We start from the raw sequence: 17096 nt of genomic DNA, 5'->3' as shown, positions 1-17096 counted from the left end.
CTTTACTCTCCTTCCGGGGGCGTTCGCACCGCGCCCCGCGGGAGGGTCAGAGCTTTGACCAGCAGTTCAAAATCTTTACGTAGCTCATTCATGCTGTCCTGACGGCCTGCCGAAATTTCTTCAAGGATACGCAGCAACTGCACGTCCATCGATCGCAAGCGCATTCGGCTTTCCGCATCAATCCCCTCGCCCGCGCCATGTTCGCGCATGTGATCCAGCAAAGCGTCTTGGCCGAGCGCGACGCGCTCCAACGCAGCGGTCACGCCTTCGGTCTGGGCCTGACGCTGGTTCATTTCCCCTATCACATCGACCAATTGACCCAGCTTGGTTGAGACGCTGATCCGATCAACCTCTTGCGCCGCGAACATATCCTGAAGCGCATCCATTTGTTCAGACATCGCGTCCAGAACCGGCGTAAGCACGGCCAGTTCCGCACCGCCTTCATCGCCCGCAGCAAAGCCGACTCGCGTGATCGAAGACAGCCATTCCTCTAGTTCGCGGTAGAACCTGTTCTGGCCATGGCCCGCGAACAGCTCCAGCAAGCCGACGATCAGCGAACCCGCCAGCCCCAGCAAAGACGAACCAAACGCAACGCCCATGCCCTGCAGCTGAGATTCCAGCCCTGTCATCAAGCGGTTAAAGACCGCGAGGCCTTCCTCACCCTCTTGCGGGTTCAGGCTGCGAATTGTGTCGACAATGGCAGGAACGGTGGTGGCCAAGCCAAAGAATGTTCCCAAAAGACCAAGGTAAATCAGAACATTGGTGATGTAGCGTGTGATTTCGCGTTCTTCTTCAACCCGTTCGGCGACAGAATCCAGAATGGACCGGGTGGAACTGGAGCTTATCTGCGAGCGCGCGCCACGTTCCCGCAACAATGAGGCGAGCGGTGCCAGCAGTTGCGGAGGGCGCGCATCATCCCGCTCGACCCCGCCGATGAAAGCTTCGATCCAGCGGACTGAACCAATCAACTGCGTGACCTGCAGGAAACAGGCCGCAACGCCGATGACAAAGACCAGCAGGATAAATCCGTTCAGGTACAGGTTAGCCTGAATAACCGGCAGCACGTATGGCAACGCCATAAACACGCCAAGCCCTGAAAGCCCTATTGCGATCAGCATCATCAAGATTTGACGGATCGGTTGTGAGAAATGTGGTCTCACGACCTGTTGTGCCTGCGCCATGCGCGTGGCTCCTGGTATTGTCTGCTCTGGGCTGAACCTATCGAAGTTCCACCCTAGACGCCAAGAGTTTATGCGCTGATTGTGCGCACCCGTTGCGACAACCACTCAAGGTCCGGGTCGTGCAACCCAATCTCGGTCAAATGCGACGCCGTGTTGTAGAGATATTCGGTGTTTGACCCGCGCCCGCCAACCGCGTTTGCGATGATCTGAGCCTGCTCTTCCAATGGTAACCCACCACAGTACTGAACGTGGTGCGCATCAATCACGTATGTCACTGCGTTCACAATCGTCCCGCAATCCAGATGCACATCCAGCATCCGCTCAAGATAAGCGGACGAGATTAATTCGCGCTCACGCAGCTCGGCCAGCGTGCGGTCTTCGTGCCCCGCTTCGACGGCCAAAGCCAATCCGGTGCAGCGCGCGTCGGGCTGTTCGTCCAGTGCTAGAACCAGACCGGGCTCCTCTTCTGTGCCGCGATGGTGAATCGAGCGCATGCAAAAGGACCGCGCATATCCATTCAGCGTGGCACGTTCGCTGCGGGCCACCGGAAAGCCGGGGTTCCACAGCAGAGATCCATATCCGAATACCCACATCGTCATTGCACTGGTCCTTGCCTGTTTGGCCCTATAAACATCAAATCTGAGGCAGGAAAAAGGGCCATTCATCATGCGCCGACTGACACGCGTACTTGTATTTGTCGCCCTTGCTTGGAGCGCCTACTGGTTTGTCGCCGGTTACGGGCTGCGCAACGCCCTAACCGGTTGGTTTGATCGGCAGCAGGAATTGGGCTGGCAGGCCGAATTCTCGGGTGTCACGACCGCCGGTTATCCGCTTCAGCACATTACGCGCTTGAACAACCCGGCCTTGGCCGATCCCGTTAACGGAACAGCTTGGAGTGCTGACTGGATCGAGTTCCAAAGCCCCGCAATCTGGCCCGGTCGCCAAATGCTGCGATTTGCCAGCACGCCGCAGCGGCTGTCTTACTTCGACCAGACCACGACTGTTCAGGCCGAAGAATTGCAAGCCGAACTGCATTTGCAACCCGGTGTCGCCCTGGTTCTTGAGAAAATGGCGTTGACCTCTGAACGTTGGCTGCTGATCACCGAAGGCGACCCGCAAGCTGGCGGTCAGACGCTAAGCCTCGTGATGGAGCAATCTGGCGCCCCTGAAAGCTATGGGATCGCGGCCAAGATCGACGGGTTCACACCCGGAGATGACCTGCGACGCCTGATGCGCTCAGCCTCAACTCTGCCGCAGTCCTTCGAAACGCTTGAAATGGATATGTTTGTCACCTTCGACAAACCTTGGGATCGCACCGCGCTTGAACAGCGCCGCCCACAGCCCGTTGAAATCGATCTGCGGTTGGCGGAGGTGAAATGGGGCGAGTTGCGCCTATTCGCGACCGGAAAACTGGATGTTGACGAACAGGGCATTCCAACCGGTGAAATCGCCATGAAAGCCGAAAACTGGCGCGACATGATCGCAATGGCCAACGCCGCAGGTGCGCTGCCCGATCAGGCGGTTGATCCGGTGACCCGCGCTTTGGGGTTCATGGCGGGATTGGGCGGCAACCCAAATGCGTTGGATCTACAACTGAATTTCCGCGACGGGTTCGTCGCCTTGGGGCCACTGCCGCTAGGGCCTGCGCCCCGTCTGGTTCTGCGCTAACGACAATAGGTACCGCTGCGATAGCGCGCCGTATCAAGGTGGAAATGATCCCGATGATAGCGATCTGAATTTGGCCCGAGCACCGTACCAAACGGCCCACACGCACCGCGCCAGACTTTGGTCAATTGCTTCTTGGACGGATTCTTGCGCCAGCCATTCAAGACGGTCACGACCTCGCCATCGGCCATCTTGAAGCCTGAGATATCAATGGCACGCCCCTTGCCATGTTCGGAAATCCGCGCCCCTTTACGATTGTTCCGTGTCCGACAGGCGTAATGTGCTGCGACCTGCAGCTCAACCAACGGGCCGCGTCGTTTGAACGTGGGTTTGACAGTTTTATCGACCCATTTGTTCAACGCCTGCGCCGTGCCGCAATCCATCGTTGACGGGCGGCTCAGCTTGACACCCGAGACCGAAGTGATCTGAACCGCATCCTTGATCCCACAGGCTTTGATATTGCCCTTCACGCGCCCGACGGCTTTACCCTGAATGTCAATGTCACCACAGACCGAGCCCTTGCGAAGCTTTCGTTTCTTGAGAAAGACACGCTGCTCCAACTCTTCCGGGCGCACAAACGGCCTGATTGAATTCTCAGGTCCTAGCAATGGAAGAGCAGCAGGTCGAGCTGCGGCCGCTGTTACTTGCGGTGACGCGGGCCTTAAGACTGGACGGATATAGGGTGTGACAACCGCTGCGACCACTTCGGTATTTGCAGGGCGTGTCAACGGCACCAGCGAAGATTCGGGCGCCGCAGCGTTTGCAGTCGTCGCCACCAATACGGCGAAACCTACCAAAATGCAGCTGCCCAAGCCTCTCATGCCTATGTCTTTCCCCGCCCAAAATTTGGCGCATCCGTGTCCTGCCCAGCATCGATAATGCCTCGGCGGATTGCCCGTGTGCGCGTAAAATAGTCGAACAATTGCTCTCCGTCACCTGTCCGGATAGCGCGTTGAAGTGCAAAGAGTTCTTCTGTGAATCGTCCGAGAATCTCCAGCGTGGCGTCTTTGTTGGTCAAGAACACATCACGCCACATGGTCGGGTCCGAGGCTGCAATCCTTGTAAAGTCTCGAAAACCCGCAGCCGAGTATTTGATCACCTCGGTATCCGTGACCCGCCGAAGATCATCCGCGACCCCAACCATTGTGTAGGCAATCAAGTGCGGCGCATGCGATGTAACCGCCAGCACCAGATCGTGGTGATCGGCGTCCATCTCATCAACATTTGCGCCCATACCCTCCCAGAAATCACACAGACGGGCCACCGCATCCGGGTCTGACCCTTCAACCGGCACGATCAGGTTCCAACGATTGTCAAATAGTTCGGCAAACCCGGATTCCGGGCCCGAATGTTCGGTCCCTGCCAAAGGGTGGGCCGGGATGAAATGCACACCTTCGGGTATATGGGGCAAGACCGCCTGTATCACATGGCGCTTGACCGAACCCACATCGCTGACCGTAGCTCCGGGTTTCAGCACAGGCGCGATATCAGCGGCCACGGCCCCCATCGCCCCAACGGGTATACAGAGAACAACCAGATCGGCACCTTCGACTGCCTCGCGCGCGCTGTCGCAGACTTTGTCGCAAAGACCAATCTTGCGCGCGGTGTCCCGTGTTGCCTCGGACCTCGCATAGCCGGTCACCTCACCCGCTAGGCCCGCACGTTTGATCGCCCAGAACATGGATGATGCGATCAGGCCAAGCCCGATCAGCGCGACGCGGTCATAAATCTGGCTCATGCTGCGCCCTCTTTGAATTCTGTGATCGCTTTGACGACAAGGCGGCATGCCTCCTCGTCTCCAACAGTGATCCGCAGCGCATTTGGTAGGTTGTAACCTGCAACTCGACGCACGATCAGTCCTTGGGATTTCAGATAGTCGTCACAAGCCTCGGCTTCGGCCTGATCGCCAAAACGCGCGAGGATGAAGTTGGTATAGGATGGATCAGAAGACACGCCGATTTTCGACAGCTCATCCGCCAGCCACCTGCGCAATCGCGCGTTTTCAGAGTGACAGAATGTCAAATATTCCTCATCCTTGATTGCAGCCTCAGCAGCGGCCAATGCCGTCAGGGAAAGGTTGAATGGCTGGCGCACTCGGTTCAGCACATCAATGATCGCTTGCGGCGCATACCCCCAGCCGACACGCATCCCGCCCAGCCCGTAAATTTTCGAGAATGTGCGCGTCATGATCACATTCTCAAACCGGTCCACCAAAGATGCACCACCATCAAAATCTGCGACAAATTCGGCGTAAGCGCCGTCAATCACCATTAGGCAGGTCTGCGGTAGCGCCTCGGCCAAACGCGTCAGTTCCGCTGGGCCGATCATGGTCGAAGTTGGGTTACCCGGATTGGTCACGAACACAATCCGCGTCTTGTCGTTGACCACTGCAAGAATGTTGTCCACATCGACGCACCGGTCCTTTTCCGGCACCATCACAGGCGTCGCACCCGCCATCCGCGCAATGATCGGGTACATGGAGAACCCGTGCTCGGTATAGATTACTTCATCCCCCGGCCCTGCATAAGCCTGAGCGATGAACTGCAACACCTCGTCACTGCCAACTCCGCAAATAATCCGCGCAGGGTCTAGCTGATGACGCGTGCCAATGGCCGCGCGCAGGCTGGCGTGGTCAGTGCTGGGATAACGATTCAGGGTCGCAGCACTGTCGCGGACAGCTTCAATCGCCTTGGGGCTAGGACCAAACGGATTTTCGTTAGAACTTAACTTGATCACGCGCGACACCCCGGCCACATGCGACTGACCGCCCTGATACAGCGCGATGTCCATAATGCCAGGTTGTGGGGTGATCTTGTTCATAAGAGGCTCCGTATTCTGGAGCCCCTCATACCCGTCTCATTGCGTTGAGAAAAGCAGCAATTCCGTCACGCCGCCTTGAAGCGAGCCGTCGCCGGGTCAGCGTTGTAGAATGGCGCGAATTCCTCGGTGCGATGGGACAGTTCGTTGACGCTGTCGATGATGAAGCGAACGGTCTCCTCGCTCATCAGGTACGAGAAATTCAGCCGTACCCAACCGGGTTTCTTCATCTCTTCGCCTGCTGACAAGGACGCGTGCAGCTCTTCCGATGTTGTGCGGTCTATCCCAAGCAGGCGATGCGCATACGGTCCGGCGCAGGCACAGCCGCCACGCGCCTGAATGCCATAGATGTCGCTGAGCATTCGCGTAAACAGCTGTTGATGCACCGGCTTCCCCTGCCGATCACGCACAAGAAACGAATAGATCGGCAGGCGGTGAGTGTTCTCGGCGCCCAGCAATGTCAGATGAGGATTGCCTGACCAACCGTCCAAAGCCATCTTGTTGTAAAGCGCCTCGCGCTTTGCGATCTCATCTGTACCAACGGCGTCTTTCACGATGAAGGCAAGGGCTGCGCGAATATCTCCGATGACATTCGGGGTTCCCGCCTCCTCCCGCGTTGCCAGATCAGCACTGTAGTCATGCCGCCAGGGTGAAACAAAGCTGACCGTTCCACCACCCGGCCAACTGGGGCAGGTCCGCTGAACGGCGTCCTGATTTACCACCAGAACGCCGGATGCCCCCGGCCCTCCCGGAAATTTGTGCGGAGAAACGACAATTGCATCTTTGCGGGCATCCTCTGGCCCCATATCCATCGGCAGATAAGGACCGGCGCCTGCGTAATCCCAAACCGCCAATGCGCCATGCTCTTTCAGCAGCCGAGTGACCGGATCTGGATCGGTGATAATACCAGTAACGTTTGACGCCGCTGAAAATGATCCAATCAACAGGTCTGAGCTCGCACGCTCGACCAACGCAGTCTCAAGCATCCGCATGTCGGGCCCACCCTCAGCAGCTTCGGGAATTTCAATCACCTTTGCCTTGCTCTCCCGCCACGGCAGAATGTTCGAATGATGCTCATATGGTCCGATCAAAACGACCGGCTGATCAGCCTCTTGCACTCCCAGCAGACTGACCAGCCGGTTAAGACCCGCAGTGGCGCCAGACCCGGCAAATATCACCGCGTCCCCTTCCCCGGCGCCGACAATCCGAGCGATCTCGGCCCGCGCCTCGCGGCGCAGACGGGTCATGTAGGATCCGCAATAGGAGGCTTCGGTGTGACTGTTGGCATAAAACGGCAACACATGTGCAGCCACAAAATCCTCGACTTGCCGCAACGCGCGGCCCGAGGCGACGTAATCCGCATAAACAAGCGGTACGTCCTTGTGAAGACCCGGGATGAGCACCCCCTCACCGATCAGCCCATCACGCAGAGTATTTCCGTGAGCGGCAGTTTGTATTTCTGCGCGAAAGTTGGACAAGATCATAACACAAGCTCCATATTGCTAAACTCAATGTGATTGCTCAACGACGTAAAAACTTCCCCTATTTTTGCCTTTTGAAACGCAATTTTGTGTCATATGCTTCGATATGGAGAAAAAATTAGATCAGATCGACACTCGTCTGCTGAAAGAACTGCAAAAGGACGCCACACTATCACAGCGGGAATTGGCGGATCGAGTCGGCCTGTCCCAAAACGCCTGCTGGCGCCGCTTGAAAGCCCTGAACGACCAAGGTGTCCTGCAAGGTTCAACCGCGCGGATCGCAAGGGAAAAACTGGGATTGAATTTGGTGGTCTTCGTCATGCTGCGTACGCGCCACCATTCGGCCGAATGGCTGCAGGCGTTCCGCAGACATGTGCTGACCATACCCGAAGTGGTCGACTTTCACAGAATTGGCGGTGACTACGACTATCAGTTGAAGGTCGTCACCCAAGACATGACTTCTTATGACAAGGTGTACCAGCGCCTCATCGAGAAAGTTGAATTGGACAGCGTCACATCTTATTTTGCGATGGAGGCCATCGCCGAAGGCCGCCCTCTACCCCTCTGATCCGTGCCTTCATCTGGCCAAAAATATCTCGGGGGCGGTGCGCAGCGCCGGGGGCAGAGCCCCCTAAAACAAAAAAAGACCGCGCTGAACGCGCGGCCCTTCGAATTCGGTACTTCGGCGAAGATTAGTTCTTCGCGTAGAATTCAACAACCAGGTTCGGTTCCATCATGACCGGGTAAGGCACATCGCTCAGGCCCGGCGCGCGGACGAAGGTCGCGGTCATTTTCGAATGATCTGCGTCGATGTAATCAGGCACGTCACGCTCAGCCAATGCAGCGGCTTCCAGAACGATGGCCAGTTGCTTGGACTTGTCGCGCACTTCGATCACGTCACCTTCTTTGACGCGGTAGCTGGGGATATTGACCCGCTTGCCGTTCACTTTGACGTGGCCGTGGTTCACGAACTGACGTGCGGCAAACACGGTCGGAACGAACTTGGCGCGGTAGACAACGGCGTCCAGACGGCGCTCCAGCAGACCAATCAGGTTTTCACCGGTGTCGCCTTTGACACGCTCAGCTTCAGCGTAGATGCGGCGGAACTGCTTCTCGGTCAGGTCGCCATAGTAACCTTTCAGCTTCTGCTTGGCACGCAGCTGCAGACCGAAGTCCGACAGTTTGCCCTTACGGCGCTGGCCGTGCTGGCCGGGGCCGTATTCGCGACGGTTGACCGGGGATTTCGGACGACCCCAGATGTTTTCGCCCATCCGGCGGTCGATTTTGTACTTGGCAGACGTGCGTTTGGTCACGGCTGATCTCCTTCGTTTGATCGAGGCCCTATCGGCCACTATGAAGGGCGTTGTCCTCTTGAGGTTTCCCTCATGACAGGCATCCCCTTGCGGGGGCCACCAACACCAATAAAGCCGCGCTTATATCTGTGCATTGCCCAGAGTCAACACGTCACAGCGCTGAGCTATGACATTTCTGTCCAGGCTTGGAAGAATTCTGACAAGTGCCTTTATTCAGCGGCCCAACCGGCGGCACTTGTTATGCTTACCGGCACAGTATTTGCACCCGCACTTGCCGCAGGGAAGGCGACAACGTTGCTGTCGTAACCGCTGTCAATCTCGACCGGTTCAATCTGTGATGCGGCAGCGCTGACCCAGAACTCCTGTCCCGGCTCGGGGCACCCATTGTCGAACACCAGCACCAGCGACGCTTCACCATCTGCGCGCACCAGTTCCGCACCAAAAGATTGGGCACCGTTTGACAGCTCTATCCTCGCACATTCGTTGATTGAGTTCGGGGCCACGACACTTGATCTAGCCGCTAGCATAGACACAAGCCCGCCGCCATCAGCACGCTGAGACAAACACTCGGCATTCGCAGCCAACTGAATCGCACGCCCCCGCCAGGACCAAGAGCTTCCAACAACCAAATGGGCCAGAGGCGCTGCCTCAAGCCCGTCGACTTCAGTCTGAGACCAAAATACTGCTACTTGACCGTTATTACCGGTTCTCATTTATCCGCCCGCACTTTTACTCATATAACAAGTAACTTTGATTGTGTATCAACGAAAAAATGGGCGGAAAAGAGACGGAAATGCAGCAATCACGTAAATGTTGCTAAAGAACAGCCCCAAATTGATACTTTATTCATGCGCCTTGCTGAAGCGCGGTTCACAATCTTGGGATCCAAACCGTAGTTTCATCGCTTTAGAGCTTGCAAAGTCAATTGGCTTTTTTTGAATAGATGGTGATGCGAACCATCAAAAAAGTGCCTTTGTTGTGTCGGAATGCCCTTATCTTGCTGCCGGCATCACCCACATACGCATGCGGAAACAGCCATAACATTCAGAAATGCTAGGCCAGAAAAGCAGCGGCCTTGGCGACAATTTTGTTGAGTTTAACACTGTTTTGACGAACCAGCACAATTGCAAGCCCGATATCTGTCTGACTTTATTGCGAAGTCTATTTTTTGTTGTGCCTGACATTACCAGCACATTTGCGTTGGTCTCGCCCCCTAAATGAAGCACCAACCAATTAGAACCCACTCGCAGACGGATGACCGTGTAATAACAGTGAAAAAACCAGTGAAACGTGGTAAGCGGCTGCCAGATGGCCCATACCACAAGGTCATTCCCGCCCACCGAACAGATCACTTGCCACAAAAAAAGACCGCTCAATAGAGCGGTCTAGGTCGAAAACCTGTAGGATTTGTCGTTAGAGGTCGGAGACCCGGTAGAACTCGGCACCAGCAACCTCTGGATCCCACATCGGTCTAAGACCTCTGGATGCCAACTCATTGCGTAGACGGTCTGGATCACGAACCCAGAAACCATCGATCTGAGACAGTTTGCGATATCGGGCTTTGAAAACGCGCAAGCTTTCTTGATCGACCAGATCGTGCATTTTCCCCATGTGACGTACTTGGCCGCACGACTTGAGTGCTGAGTGACCATCTGGATCACTTGCCCGCAACAGAAACCGAACGGTTTTTGTAGGGACAAGAATCTCACGTGACGCCTCCGAGATTGTTAGTCCCGGTTGGCCGGCCTTCACTCCAAGTTTTTTCGCGACTTCTTCGAGGTTCACCAACACTGACTGGAACTTGAGGCCAATCGGTAAAAGTTCGATTTTGTTCAGACGACCATCAAGCAGTAGAGCCAAAACATCCATGGATGGTACTTTTAAAGCTCCTGCCGTATCGCCAATGTTTAGCATGCCCTCGCTTGGCTCCGCGACCGAACTGCCGAACTGCCGCATTGCGTCGATGAGTTCATTCAGGCTGTCTGCGTCCACACCTTTGTGCCGACCACTGGTGTCACCATCGTCCTTGATAACCGGGCTGAGGATGCCGCTTTTCACCAGCAAGGAGGCTTGCGCCCGTGTGCAACCAATGAATTGCGGAATCTTGGCAACGGGAACCGCCTGCGCCAATTTTTTAAATAGAGCTTCGGCTTGCTCGGCTGGAATGGTAGGCCTCACATCTTCCTTTTCGCTGGAATACGGCAAAAGGCCAGATTTTCGAAGCGCGTGGGTGGTCGTCTTTAAATGGAGGCCGTACTGAGCCGACAACGACGCGACCGTATGTCGCCTCGGTCGGTCCACAGTCTTCCCAAACAATTTCGATCCCGCCGGCACGTAAAACCTGTCGAGAATGAACTCACGAAAGACATCCTGGATTGGTCCTACTGGTTTATCGTTCTTTCTGAACTGAGCCCACTCGTAAAGTTTCCCAAAGATTCCCTTGGGCCCGACCTGAGAAATATTTTTTACCGGGCGACTACAGATGATTTCGAGCCCCTCAACGATGCCCTTTTCTCCGCGGGATGTGAACTCAAAACCGGTTTGACCGGCAGCATCCCAATCATCTTCTGAGAGCTTTGACAGTGTAACTTGTGCGCCAAACTCGATACAGGCGCCCAGCATCTCGGTGGCACGGCAAGCCAAATCGATCTGCTGCGAGTCCATCCAATGATAGCTATCACACCTTTCAAATCGTGCCTCAGCATAGAGTTGCAGCGCAGACGGGTCTCGTTGTTGAGAAACCTGCAAATATTCCTCCAACGCACTCCGATTGCTGGCGATATCAGCGTATTCTCCAGCGGCTTCCCAAAATTTAGCGACACGTTCCCTTGCCAAGGGCAACCTGTGGACGGCGCAGGTCCGGATAGGAGCAAACAACCAGTTGATCCGAAAGGCTCCGGCACGAACACCGTCCAGTTCATCATCAATGTCCAACAACAGGCAAGTTGGACAAAACTGAATGCAATTCATATCCAAAAACTCACGATGGAACCGTTCATTTTTGAAGCGATAAAGGCGGTGGGAAACATTTTCGAATGCCCCCAAGGCGAGTAACTCCATCGAGGTTCCTGTCACCTCAGCTAGTCGTTCCAGCGCACTCCGCTTTCCTGAGATCAAATCGCTCTGCGACACACCGATGAGTTTCAAAAAATCCGTTGCTCCCAGGCCGCAATGAAGCAATCCAAAACGGTTGACCCACGACACAACACTTTCTCCTGCCGCTAACGGCAGATTGGGACGCATCGCCATTGAGTTACTTCCGCCCAGCCTGAAGATTCTGCCGAGCTGTTCGCGCGGCCTCGAAAGCCGCAGCTCCAGCATCAAGTTCGATGGAAGCCCAATTGGGAGACACAAAGACATTTCGCTCCCAATCGCAGCCCTCCTGCATACCCCATGCTTCGGCAAAGTGCATTGTGGTCAAGTTGGATGCACATTCCTCTACAGCGCACTCAATTGCGTTCAGGATAGTTTCAACTGCTCTTCCAAATCGGTATCGACTCGCGTGAATCAAACGCCCTGCGAGAAGTTTGTCTCTTTCAAATCGAAGACCGATCTCATTGGTGAACGCTTCAATCAGATGCAGCAAATTGACGTCATCCAAGCCCGGTGCCAGTGGAGCCGGTACGACTTTCGTGAACCTGCGATTAACCTGCGGGTCGTAGCTTGTGATTTCTGCGAGACGCTCCGTCCCGCTAAGGATCGGAATGACAGCAGAGTCATTTTGCATCAGAGTCTTTAACATTTTGAGCATGTCGTCGATCTCTCGTGCTGAACCAGAAAGAAACATATCCTGCGCCTCATCGAACCAAAGGACCACGATGTCGAGAAGAGCCAGCCGATGACGTGCAATGCGCCAGATCTCCCACGCGGTGGTACTTGCTGCTACCCGATCCAACCCGGTCGCGGACAAAACGGCACGACCCAGGCTTTTAAGTGTCGCAGGGCTGGGCACTTGAATTCTCAGATAGCGCGGCCAGTCTTCGCCTTGTTTGGCTTGAAGCGCGGGGTGCCGTGATAACACACGATTGACAGCAGTAGTTTTCCCGCTGCCCGCAGCTTCGATGATCGTGATGCCACGAGTTTCAAGGTCGCCTGTGAAACGCTTCGCCCGCGGCAAATAATTGCCATGTTCATCACGCATCAAAAGGCGATTGAGGTGTCGTAGAACCTGCTTGTCGCGGTCTGTTTCTACGTGGTGTTTCCTTAATTCCATCAGGATCGTGTATTTCTCATTTTGGCTGAAATCCGCCATCATTCATCGCCTTTCTTGATTGTCCAGGTTGGGTTCGGTGCCGGTTCTTCCGTACGCGGCGGCACAGCAGTTTTAGGATGCTGAAGATCATCTGGTTCAGCGGGAGAAATGATTTCTCCGTAGCCAGAAGAAGCCTCATTTAGTGAAATTGATGAAGATGAGACGTTGAACCCGACAAAGAGGGAGTCTTCGAGGTTCTTGACCCGTTCAGGGGACCAGTTTTGCGAAATCAGACCGAATTCCAGCGAGCGCTGTTGGTTCATCATATTGATCGCATCGATTGCTTCGAAGACCACACGATCTCGCCATTTGAGCGCCTTTTGGTCTTTCGTGCGGAGGCTGCGTCGCGCCTCCATCCAAACTTGCGCATGTACGCCAGAAAACCCGGAGTGGCTTGCTTGGACCGTCTCCCAGATGTCACCAAGCCGAACTTCGATGGAACCAATATCGTCTGGTAGCCACCGCACTTCGACTTCAGTGTTACCATACCGAGTGAACCAAGCGGCAAGTCCCTCAAAATGGTAGCGAACACCAAGTACGGTGACACCATTCTTACTGACTTTGCGGGTGTGCCCGGGCGACTTCGCTCTCGTTCACGTAGACAACGATTTTAAGCATCGTTCACCAGCCTTTCGCCACACAAGCAGCGCAACGTTCGCGATCATCCGTTCGGTCGACCTGACCGTAATAGCCACAAACTGAGCAGGTCATTCGATCCCGAACAGGCTTTTCCCGAACACCAAAAAGCGTCTTCCGTTCAGGGTGGCGTTTGCTCGCAACATCATGCGCGCACCAACAGCACAGGGTCGTGTACCAGCCGTCCAACAGCTGGGTGTCGGCAGAATTACCGCATCGCTCACAGGTACGGTTTGCTCGTGCAATTGTGGCGGTGATCATCGACTGGATGTGTCGATCATCACACCTGTGGTAGATGCGGAGCTCGCCGAGTTTTTCTTCTATCTGGACGACAAAGGGGTAGGTGGCATCTTTAAGATCGCAGTATTCTTTGACATGTGTGAAGAGCGCCGTGACCAAGCCGGACCAGCCTTCGGGTGTGCGGCCGAGGCCCTCCTCGACCGATTGCTTGATGTGGTTGAAATCAATTGCGTTCGTAATGTCGTCCGACATGACGGACACCTCCTGAGGATGGTAGGAGGCGTCGGAATCGAACCGACTCGTGCACTCTAATCTGGAGCAATTACAAGGATATAAGCCTCGCCCGCATACCAATGCTGCCTCCCACGGATTTCGCGTGGGCTATCGACCTCAGGCCGATATTCGATGGCAGTGGATGCGTGAGTTCGTCATGACCTGAAGCTGAACCAGTTCGTGTCACTATGTCAAGACGGAGTGTGCTGCACTTCGAGTTTCACCGCGTAGTACCGGGAACCTTCTCGCTAAACGAGTGCCAAATAGGTTGCCCGCATCGCAGAATTGTAAGCACTGTTGGCATGGCCCGCCTAAGGCTTCCTGTAACCACATATACGGAAGTCAGCGACGGTCGTTACCGAGTTCAAATTGACTGATGCCGCGCGAAGCTCCAATTACAGCAATGCGCAGAAAGCGGACTTTGCAAAGTTTCGCCAAGGCACCAAAACGGACGCTTATCGCAATCTCGTATGTAGCAGGATAATTTCCCAAAAATGATCGTTAGTCTTCTGTGCCGCTGACCCAAGCCACCTTCAAGTTTGGATCGAAGAGCAACGGCTTCACCTCTACTTGCCTAGTTCTAAGCCAGGCAGGCTCAAATTCTCTGTTGTCCGCCAAAGCATCAAGGCTTGTATCGTGCGTAGTCGAAGTCCATATACACGAGGCTTACGTTTTTCTTTTTCGACCTGCTGTCTCCCCAATTCGGCGTTCAGTCTTTCGATTCAGACCGACCACGCCGAGTCGCCGCAATGATGCGGGCGGCACGTATTAGGAGACTTCCACCATGGCAAATGGCACAGTAAAATGGTTCAACTCAACCAAAGGTTTTGGCTTTATCGAGCCTGAAGATGGCAAGCGCGACGTGTTCGTGCATATCTCAGCAGTTGAACGTTCCGGCCTTAGCGAATTGAAAGACGGCCAAAAGGTTACTTTTGACGTCGAGGCTGGCCGTGACGGACGCGAAAGCGCCGCCAATCTGGCACTCGCCTGACCTTTTACGGGCACCCCATAAGGGTGCCCGTTTGAACAATGGGCGACAATAAGCCGTCGGAGACCAAGTAAGTTGCAACCTAAAGACTGGACGCGGGTGCTCGCGCAATACCGTGTGCCCGATGCGAAGCGCAGTGTTTTTGAACTTGCGATCACTGTTTTCCCCTTATTCGCGCTATGGGCCCTAGCGTGGTTTGCGTTGTCATTTAGCGTCTGGATCGCAATATTGCTGGCCATCCTGAATGCCGCATTTCTGGTCCGTATCTTCATCATCATGCATGATTGTGGTCATGGATCTTTCTTTAGAAGCCGCAGCGCATGCAATTGGACTGGCCGGGTTCTGGGTGTTCTTACCGTTACACCTTATGACGTTTGGCGGCAAAGCCATGCGATTCACCATGCCTCAACCGGTAACCTTGATCGGCGTGGTATGGGTGACATCCCTACATTGACCATTGAGGAATACCTGAAACGGAATTGGTTCGGGCGTGCCGCGTATCGTCTGACCCGGAACCCCGTCTTCCTGTTCGGTGTTGCGCCGATCTATACGTTCTTTATTCAATACCGCTTACCTGTTGGCTTCATGCGGTCGGGCTGGCTGTATTGGGCAAGTGCGATGGGAACAAACGCCGCAATTGCAGGGTTCTTGGCTCTGATTTTATGGGCCGGAGGCTTTGAGGTGGTGGCGTGTGTTTTCCTGCCAACCGTGATTGTCGCATCATCGATTGGTATTTGGCTTTTCTACATTCAACACCAGTTCGAACACACGACCTGGGACCGGGAAGAGGGCTGGAACCTTCAGAACGCCGCGTTCTATGGCAGTTCTCACTATGCCTTGCCTGGCATCTTGCGGTGGTTCTCTGGCAACATTGGTGTGCACCATGTTCACCACCTCGCCAGCCGCATACCGTTCTATCGGCTAAACGAAGTTTTGCGTGACCATTCTGAGTTGGAAAACTGCCAGCGTATTACTCTATATCAGAGCCTTCATTGTGCGCGATTGCATCTTTGGGATGAAAAAAGTCAGCGCCTGATGACCTTTTCAGAGGCTTTGTCATACGCCAATCCCAAAAAGAGCTTAGTGTAGTCTGGCGCGGACCAAATAGGCTTCAATAGTATCACCGCCGAGGGCGCGGATAGCCTCTAGTCGGTGAAGACCTTCAATCAGCACGAACCTTTTGTTGTCAGCGCGTATCTGGATCGGGGTCTTCTGGCCATTCTTCAGGATATCTTCGGCCAGCGTCAGAACTTTTTGCTGATCAAGCGTTTTCGCCCGTTTCACAGGTACATAGATCAGGTCGAGCGGATATGGTCTTTTCTCCAACATAAGCTACGTGAGCAACCTTTCGTGCATTTGTTCCGGTTCGAAGTTCGCTACAGGAGCTGGGGCTGGAACGTACGTCATAGAACCGAACGAACAGCGTCGCGCAGTTCCTGATGCATAATCCAAGTTGCTGGCTCGTCGTCACTTTCGATGTGAGAAAATGCCAGGACCTGAGCGGCGCCATCATTCTGTACCGATCCGCCTTCGGGAAGTTCGAGCTCTAGATACTCCGCAATCAATAGACCGATTTTCTTAAAGACCTTGATTGAGGCCTCGCGCGATTTGTAACCGGCCGCCTGAGACAAGTGACCAATGGTCAGACCGTCCTTGCCTGCAATTGTAAGTGCTTTGAGCAATGTGACCTGCGCGGGGGTGAGCCTGATCTGGCGTAATGCCTCTGCATATTCTCTTTCACTGGGAACGAAGGTGCCGGAGTTTCCCTCCAAACGGCGTTGACCGCTACGCTTCCTGTCTCGTTCTTCGAGAATTTCTTTTAAGGCTTCAATGGCCAATGCTGGTGTTTCTCCAACTGCGTCGGCAATCATTGCCTGCGTTTTAGCCGGCGGCTTGGGAAATGCCCGTGCAACACTATTGCCGCTCAGAACGCCAGCCTTAATCAAGTACTTTCCAAATTCTTCCTCAATCACTCCTGATACGTCAGCGTTCCGCGACTTACGAACACTGCGGTCCTGAAACGCTCTTTGTTCCAGACCATGAGCTGACATCTTTGAACTGGGAAGAGTTACTTGAGGGGCATTTTTACGCATCAGAGAAACACCACGGTAATTATCGCTGCAACGCACACTGCTGACGCAATAGATAACTTAATCCCATAGGACCGGCGACGCGCCTTTTCGGCTTTGAGACTTTTACCCAGGTTTTCGTCAATCGAGTTATAGTTCACGGCTTAGTCCTTCCGGATTT

18 protein-coding genes, 1 tRNA gene and 1 pseudogene are annotated in these 17096 nt (G+C 54.6%); 4 read left to right on the top strand and 16 right to left on the bottom strand.

Annotated elements, in window-relative coordinates:
* Positions 1-2: 2 nt before the first annotated feature.
* Positions 3-1181, bottom strand: coding sequence for a biopolymer transporter ExbB (locus tag ACR0NN_RS14000; RefSeq protein WP_170723661.1), 1179 nt, complete (start codon positions 1179-1181; stop codon positions 3-5).
* A 68-nt stretch (positions 1182-1249) separates the two neighbouring features.
* Complete coding sequence (locus tag ACR0NN_RS13995; RefSeq protein ID WP_170723662.1) at positions 1250-1780, bottom strand: gamma-glutamylcyclotransferase; 531 nt, start codon at positions 1778-1780, stop codon at positions 1250-1252.
* Positions 1781-1847: 67 nt separating this feature from the next.
* Between ACR0NN_RS13995 and ACR0NN_RS13990 the strand changes: the two genes are divergently transcribed.
* Complete coding sequence (locus ACR0NN_RS13990; protein WP_170723663.1) at positions 1848-2849, top strand: DUF2125 domain-containing protein; 1002 nt, start codon at positions 1848-1850, stop codon at positions 2847-2849.
* Here ACR0NN_RS13990 and ACR0NN_RS13985 read toward each other — a convergent pair.
* The 4 genes from ACR0NN_RS13985 to ACR0NN_RS13970 all read right to left on the bottom strand — a co-directional run bounded on the left by ACR0NN_RS13985 (position 2846) and on the right by ACR0NN_RS13970 (position 7147).
* On the bottom strand, positions 2846-3667 hold the full coding sequence (locus tag ACR0NN_RS13985; RefSeq protein WP_170723664.1) for an extensin family protein: 822 nt from the start codon (positions 3665-3667) through the stop codon (positions 2846-2848). The genes ACR0NN_RS13990 and ACR0NN_RS13985 overlap by 4 nt on opposite strands.
* Positions 3668-3669: 2 nt before the next feature.
* Positions 3670-4584 (bottom strand): prephenate/arogenate dehydrogenase family protein, encoded by a 915-nt coding sequence (locus tag ACR0NN_RS13980; RefSeq protein ID WP_170723665.1) that lies wholly within the window; start codon positions 4582-4584, stop codon positions 3670-3672.
* Positions 4581-5666 carry a histidinol-phosphate transaminase gene (gene hisC, locus ACR0NN_RS13975; RefSeq protein ID WP_170723666.1) on the bottom strand — a complete coding sequence of 362 codons (1086 nt, stop codon included), beginning with the start codon at positions 5664-5666 and terminating at the stop codon, positions 4581-4583. The genes ACR0NN_RS13980 and hisC overlap by 4 nt, the downstream gene beginning before the upstream one ends.
* A gap of 65 nt (positions 5667-5731) precedes the next feature.
* Positions 5732-7147, bottom strand: a complete 1416-nt coding sequence (locus tag ACR0NN_RS13970; protein WP_170723667.1) for an aminotransferase class V-fold PLP-dependent enzyme — start codon at positions 7145-7147, stop codon at positions 5732-5734.
* 103 nt (positions 7148-7250) lie between these two features.
* On the opposite strand from ACR0NN_RS13970, the gene ACR0NN_RS13965 reads away from it, so the two are divergent.
* Entirely contained in the window at positions 7251-7712 is a 462-nt protein-coding gene (locus ACR0NN_RS13965) for an Lrp/AsnC family transcriptional regulator (protein WP_170723668.1), read from the top strand.
* 124 nt (positions 7713-7836) lie between these two features.
* Here ACR0NN_RS13965 and rpsD read toward each other — a convergent pair whose 3' ends face one another.
* The 8 genes and pseudogenes from rpsD to ACR0NN_RS13925 form a co-directional block, all read right to left on the bottom strand.
* Positions 7837-8457, bottom strand: coding sequence for a 30S ribosomal protein S4 (rpsD, locus tag ACR0NN_RS13960; RefSeq protein WP_170683418.1), 621 nt, complete (start codon positions 8455-8457; stop codon positions 7837-7839).
* A 209-nt stretch (positions 8458-8666) separates the two neighbouring features.
* Complete coding sequence (locus ACR0NN_RS13955; protein WP_170723669.1) at positions 8667-9170, bottom strand: hypothetical protein; 504 nt, start codon at positions 9168-9170, stop codon at positions 8667-8669.
* Positions 9171-9870: 700 nt separating this feature from the next.
* The gene (locus ACR0NN_RS13950) at positions 9871-11778 is read right to left on the bottom strand and encodes a TniQ family protein (RefSeq protein WP_480685005.1); all 1908 of its coding nucleotides are present in this window, start codon (positions 11776-11778) and stop codon (positions 9871-9873) included.
* Complete coding sequence (locus ACR0NN_RS13945) at positions 11711-12709, bottom strand: TniB family NTP-binding protein (protein WP_480684911.1); 999 nt, start codon at positions 12707-12709, stop codon at positions 11711-11713. The genes ACR0NN_RS13950 and ACR0NN_RS13945 overlap by 68 nt, the downstream gene beginning before the upstream one ends.
* Positions 12709-13065 carry a hypothetical protein gene (locus ACR0NN_RS13940; protein WP_480684909.1) on the bottom strand — a complete coding sequence of 119 codons (357 nt, stop codon included), beginning with the start codon at positions 13063-13065 and terminating at the stop codon, positions 12709-12711. The genes ACR0NN_RS13945 and ACR0NN_RS13940 overlap by 1 nt, the downstream gene beginning before the upstream one ends.
* Positions 13066-13146: 81 nt before the next feature.
* Positions 13147-13275 (bottom strand): annotated as a pseudogene (locus ACR0NN_RS13935) (Mu transposase C-terminal domain-containing protein); the annotation flags it as partial.
* Between the two features lie 55 nt (positions 13276-13330).
* Positions 13331-13837: a hypothetical protein gene (locus ACR0NN_RS13930; protein ID WP_170723674.1), complete on the bottom strand. Its 507-nt coding sequence runs from the start codon at positions 13835-13837 to the stop codon at positions 13331-13333.
* Positions 13838-13856: 19 nt separating this feature from the next.
* Positions 13857-13950, bottom strand: a tRNA-OTHER gene (locus tag ACR0NN_RS13925).
* A 692-nt stretch (positions 13951-14642) separates the two neighbouring features.
* Between ACR0NN_RS13925 and ACR0NN_RS13920 the strand changes: the two genes are divergently transcribed.
* Both ACR0NN_RS13920 and ACR0NN_RS13915 read left to right on the top strand, forming a co-directional pair.
* On the top strand, positions 14643-14849 hold the full coding sequence (locus tag ACR0NN_RS13920; RefSeq protein ID WP_170328727.1) for a cold-shock protein: 207 nt from the start codon (positions 14643-14645) through the stop codon (positions 14847-14849).
* A 72-nt stretch (positions 14850-14921) separates the two neighbouring features.
* Entirely contained in the window at positions 14922-15935 is a 1014-nt protein-coding gene (locus ACR0NN_RS13915; protein WP_480684907.1) for a fatty acid desaturase, read from the top strand.
* Here ACR0NN_RS13915 and ACR0NN_RS13910 read toward each other — a convergent pair.
* Together ACR0NN_RS13910 and ACR0NN_RS13905 are read right to left on the bottom strand one after the other, a co-directional pair.
* Positions 15927-16175: a ParB N-terminal domain-containing protein gene (locus tag ACR0NN_RS13910; protein ID WP_170353732.1), complete on the bottom strand. Its 249-nt coding sequence runs from the start codon at positions 16173-16175 to the stop codon at positions 15927-15929. The two genes, ACR0NN_RS13915 and ACR0NN_RS13910, sit on opposite strands and share 9 nt — an antisense overlap.
* Positions 16176-16249: 74 nt before the next feature.
* Positions 16250-16939 (bottom strand): hypothetical protein, encoded by a 690-nt coding sequence (locus ACR0NN_RS13905; protein ID WP_170583825.1) that lies wholly within the window; start codon positions 16937-16939, stop codon positions 16250-16252.
* Positions 16940-17096: the final 157 nt, after the last annotated feature.

The sequence above is a fragment of the Ruegeria sp. BA2 genome (genome assembly GCF_056539605.1).
Note: the sequence above shows the minus strand (reverse complement) of the source record. Positions and strands in the feature narration are given on the sequence as shown.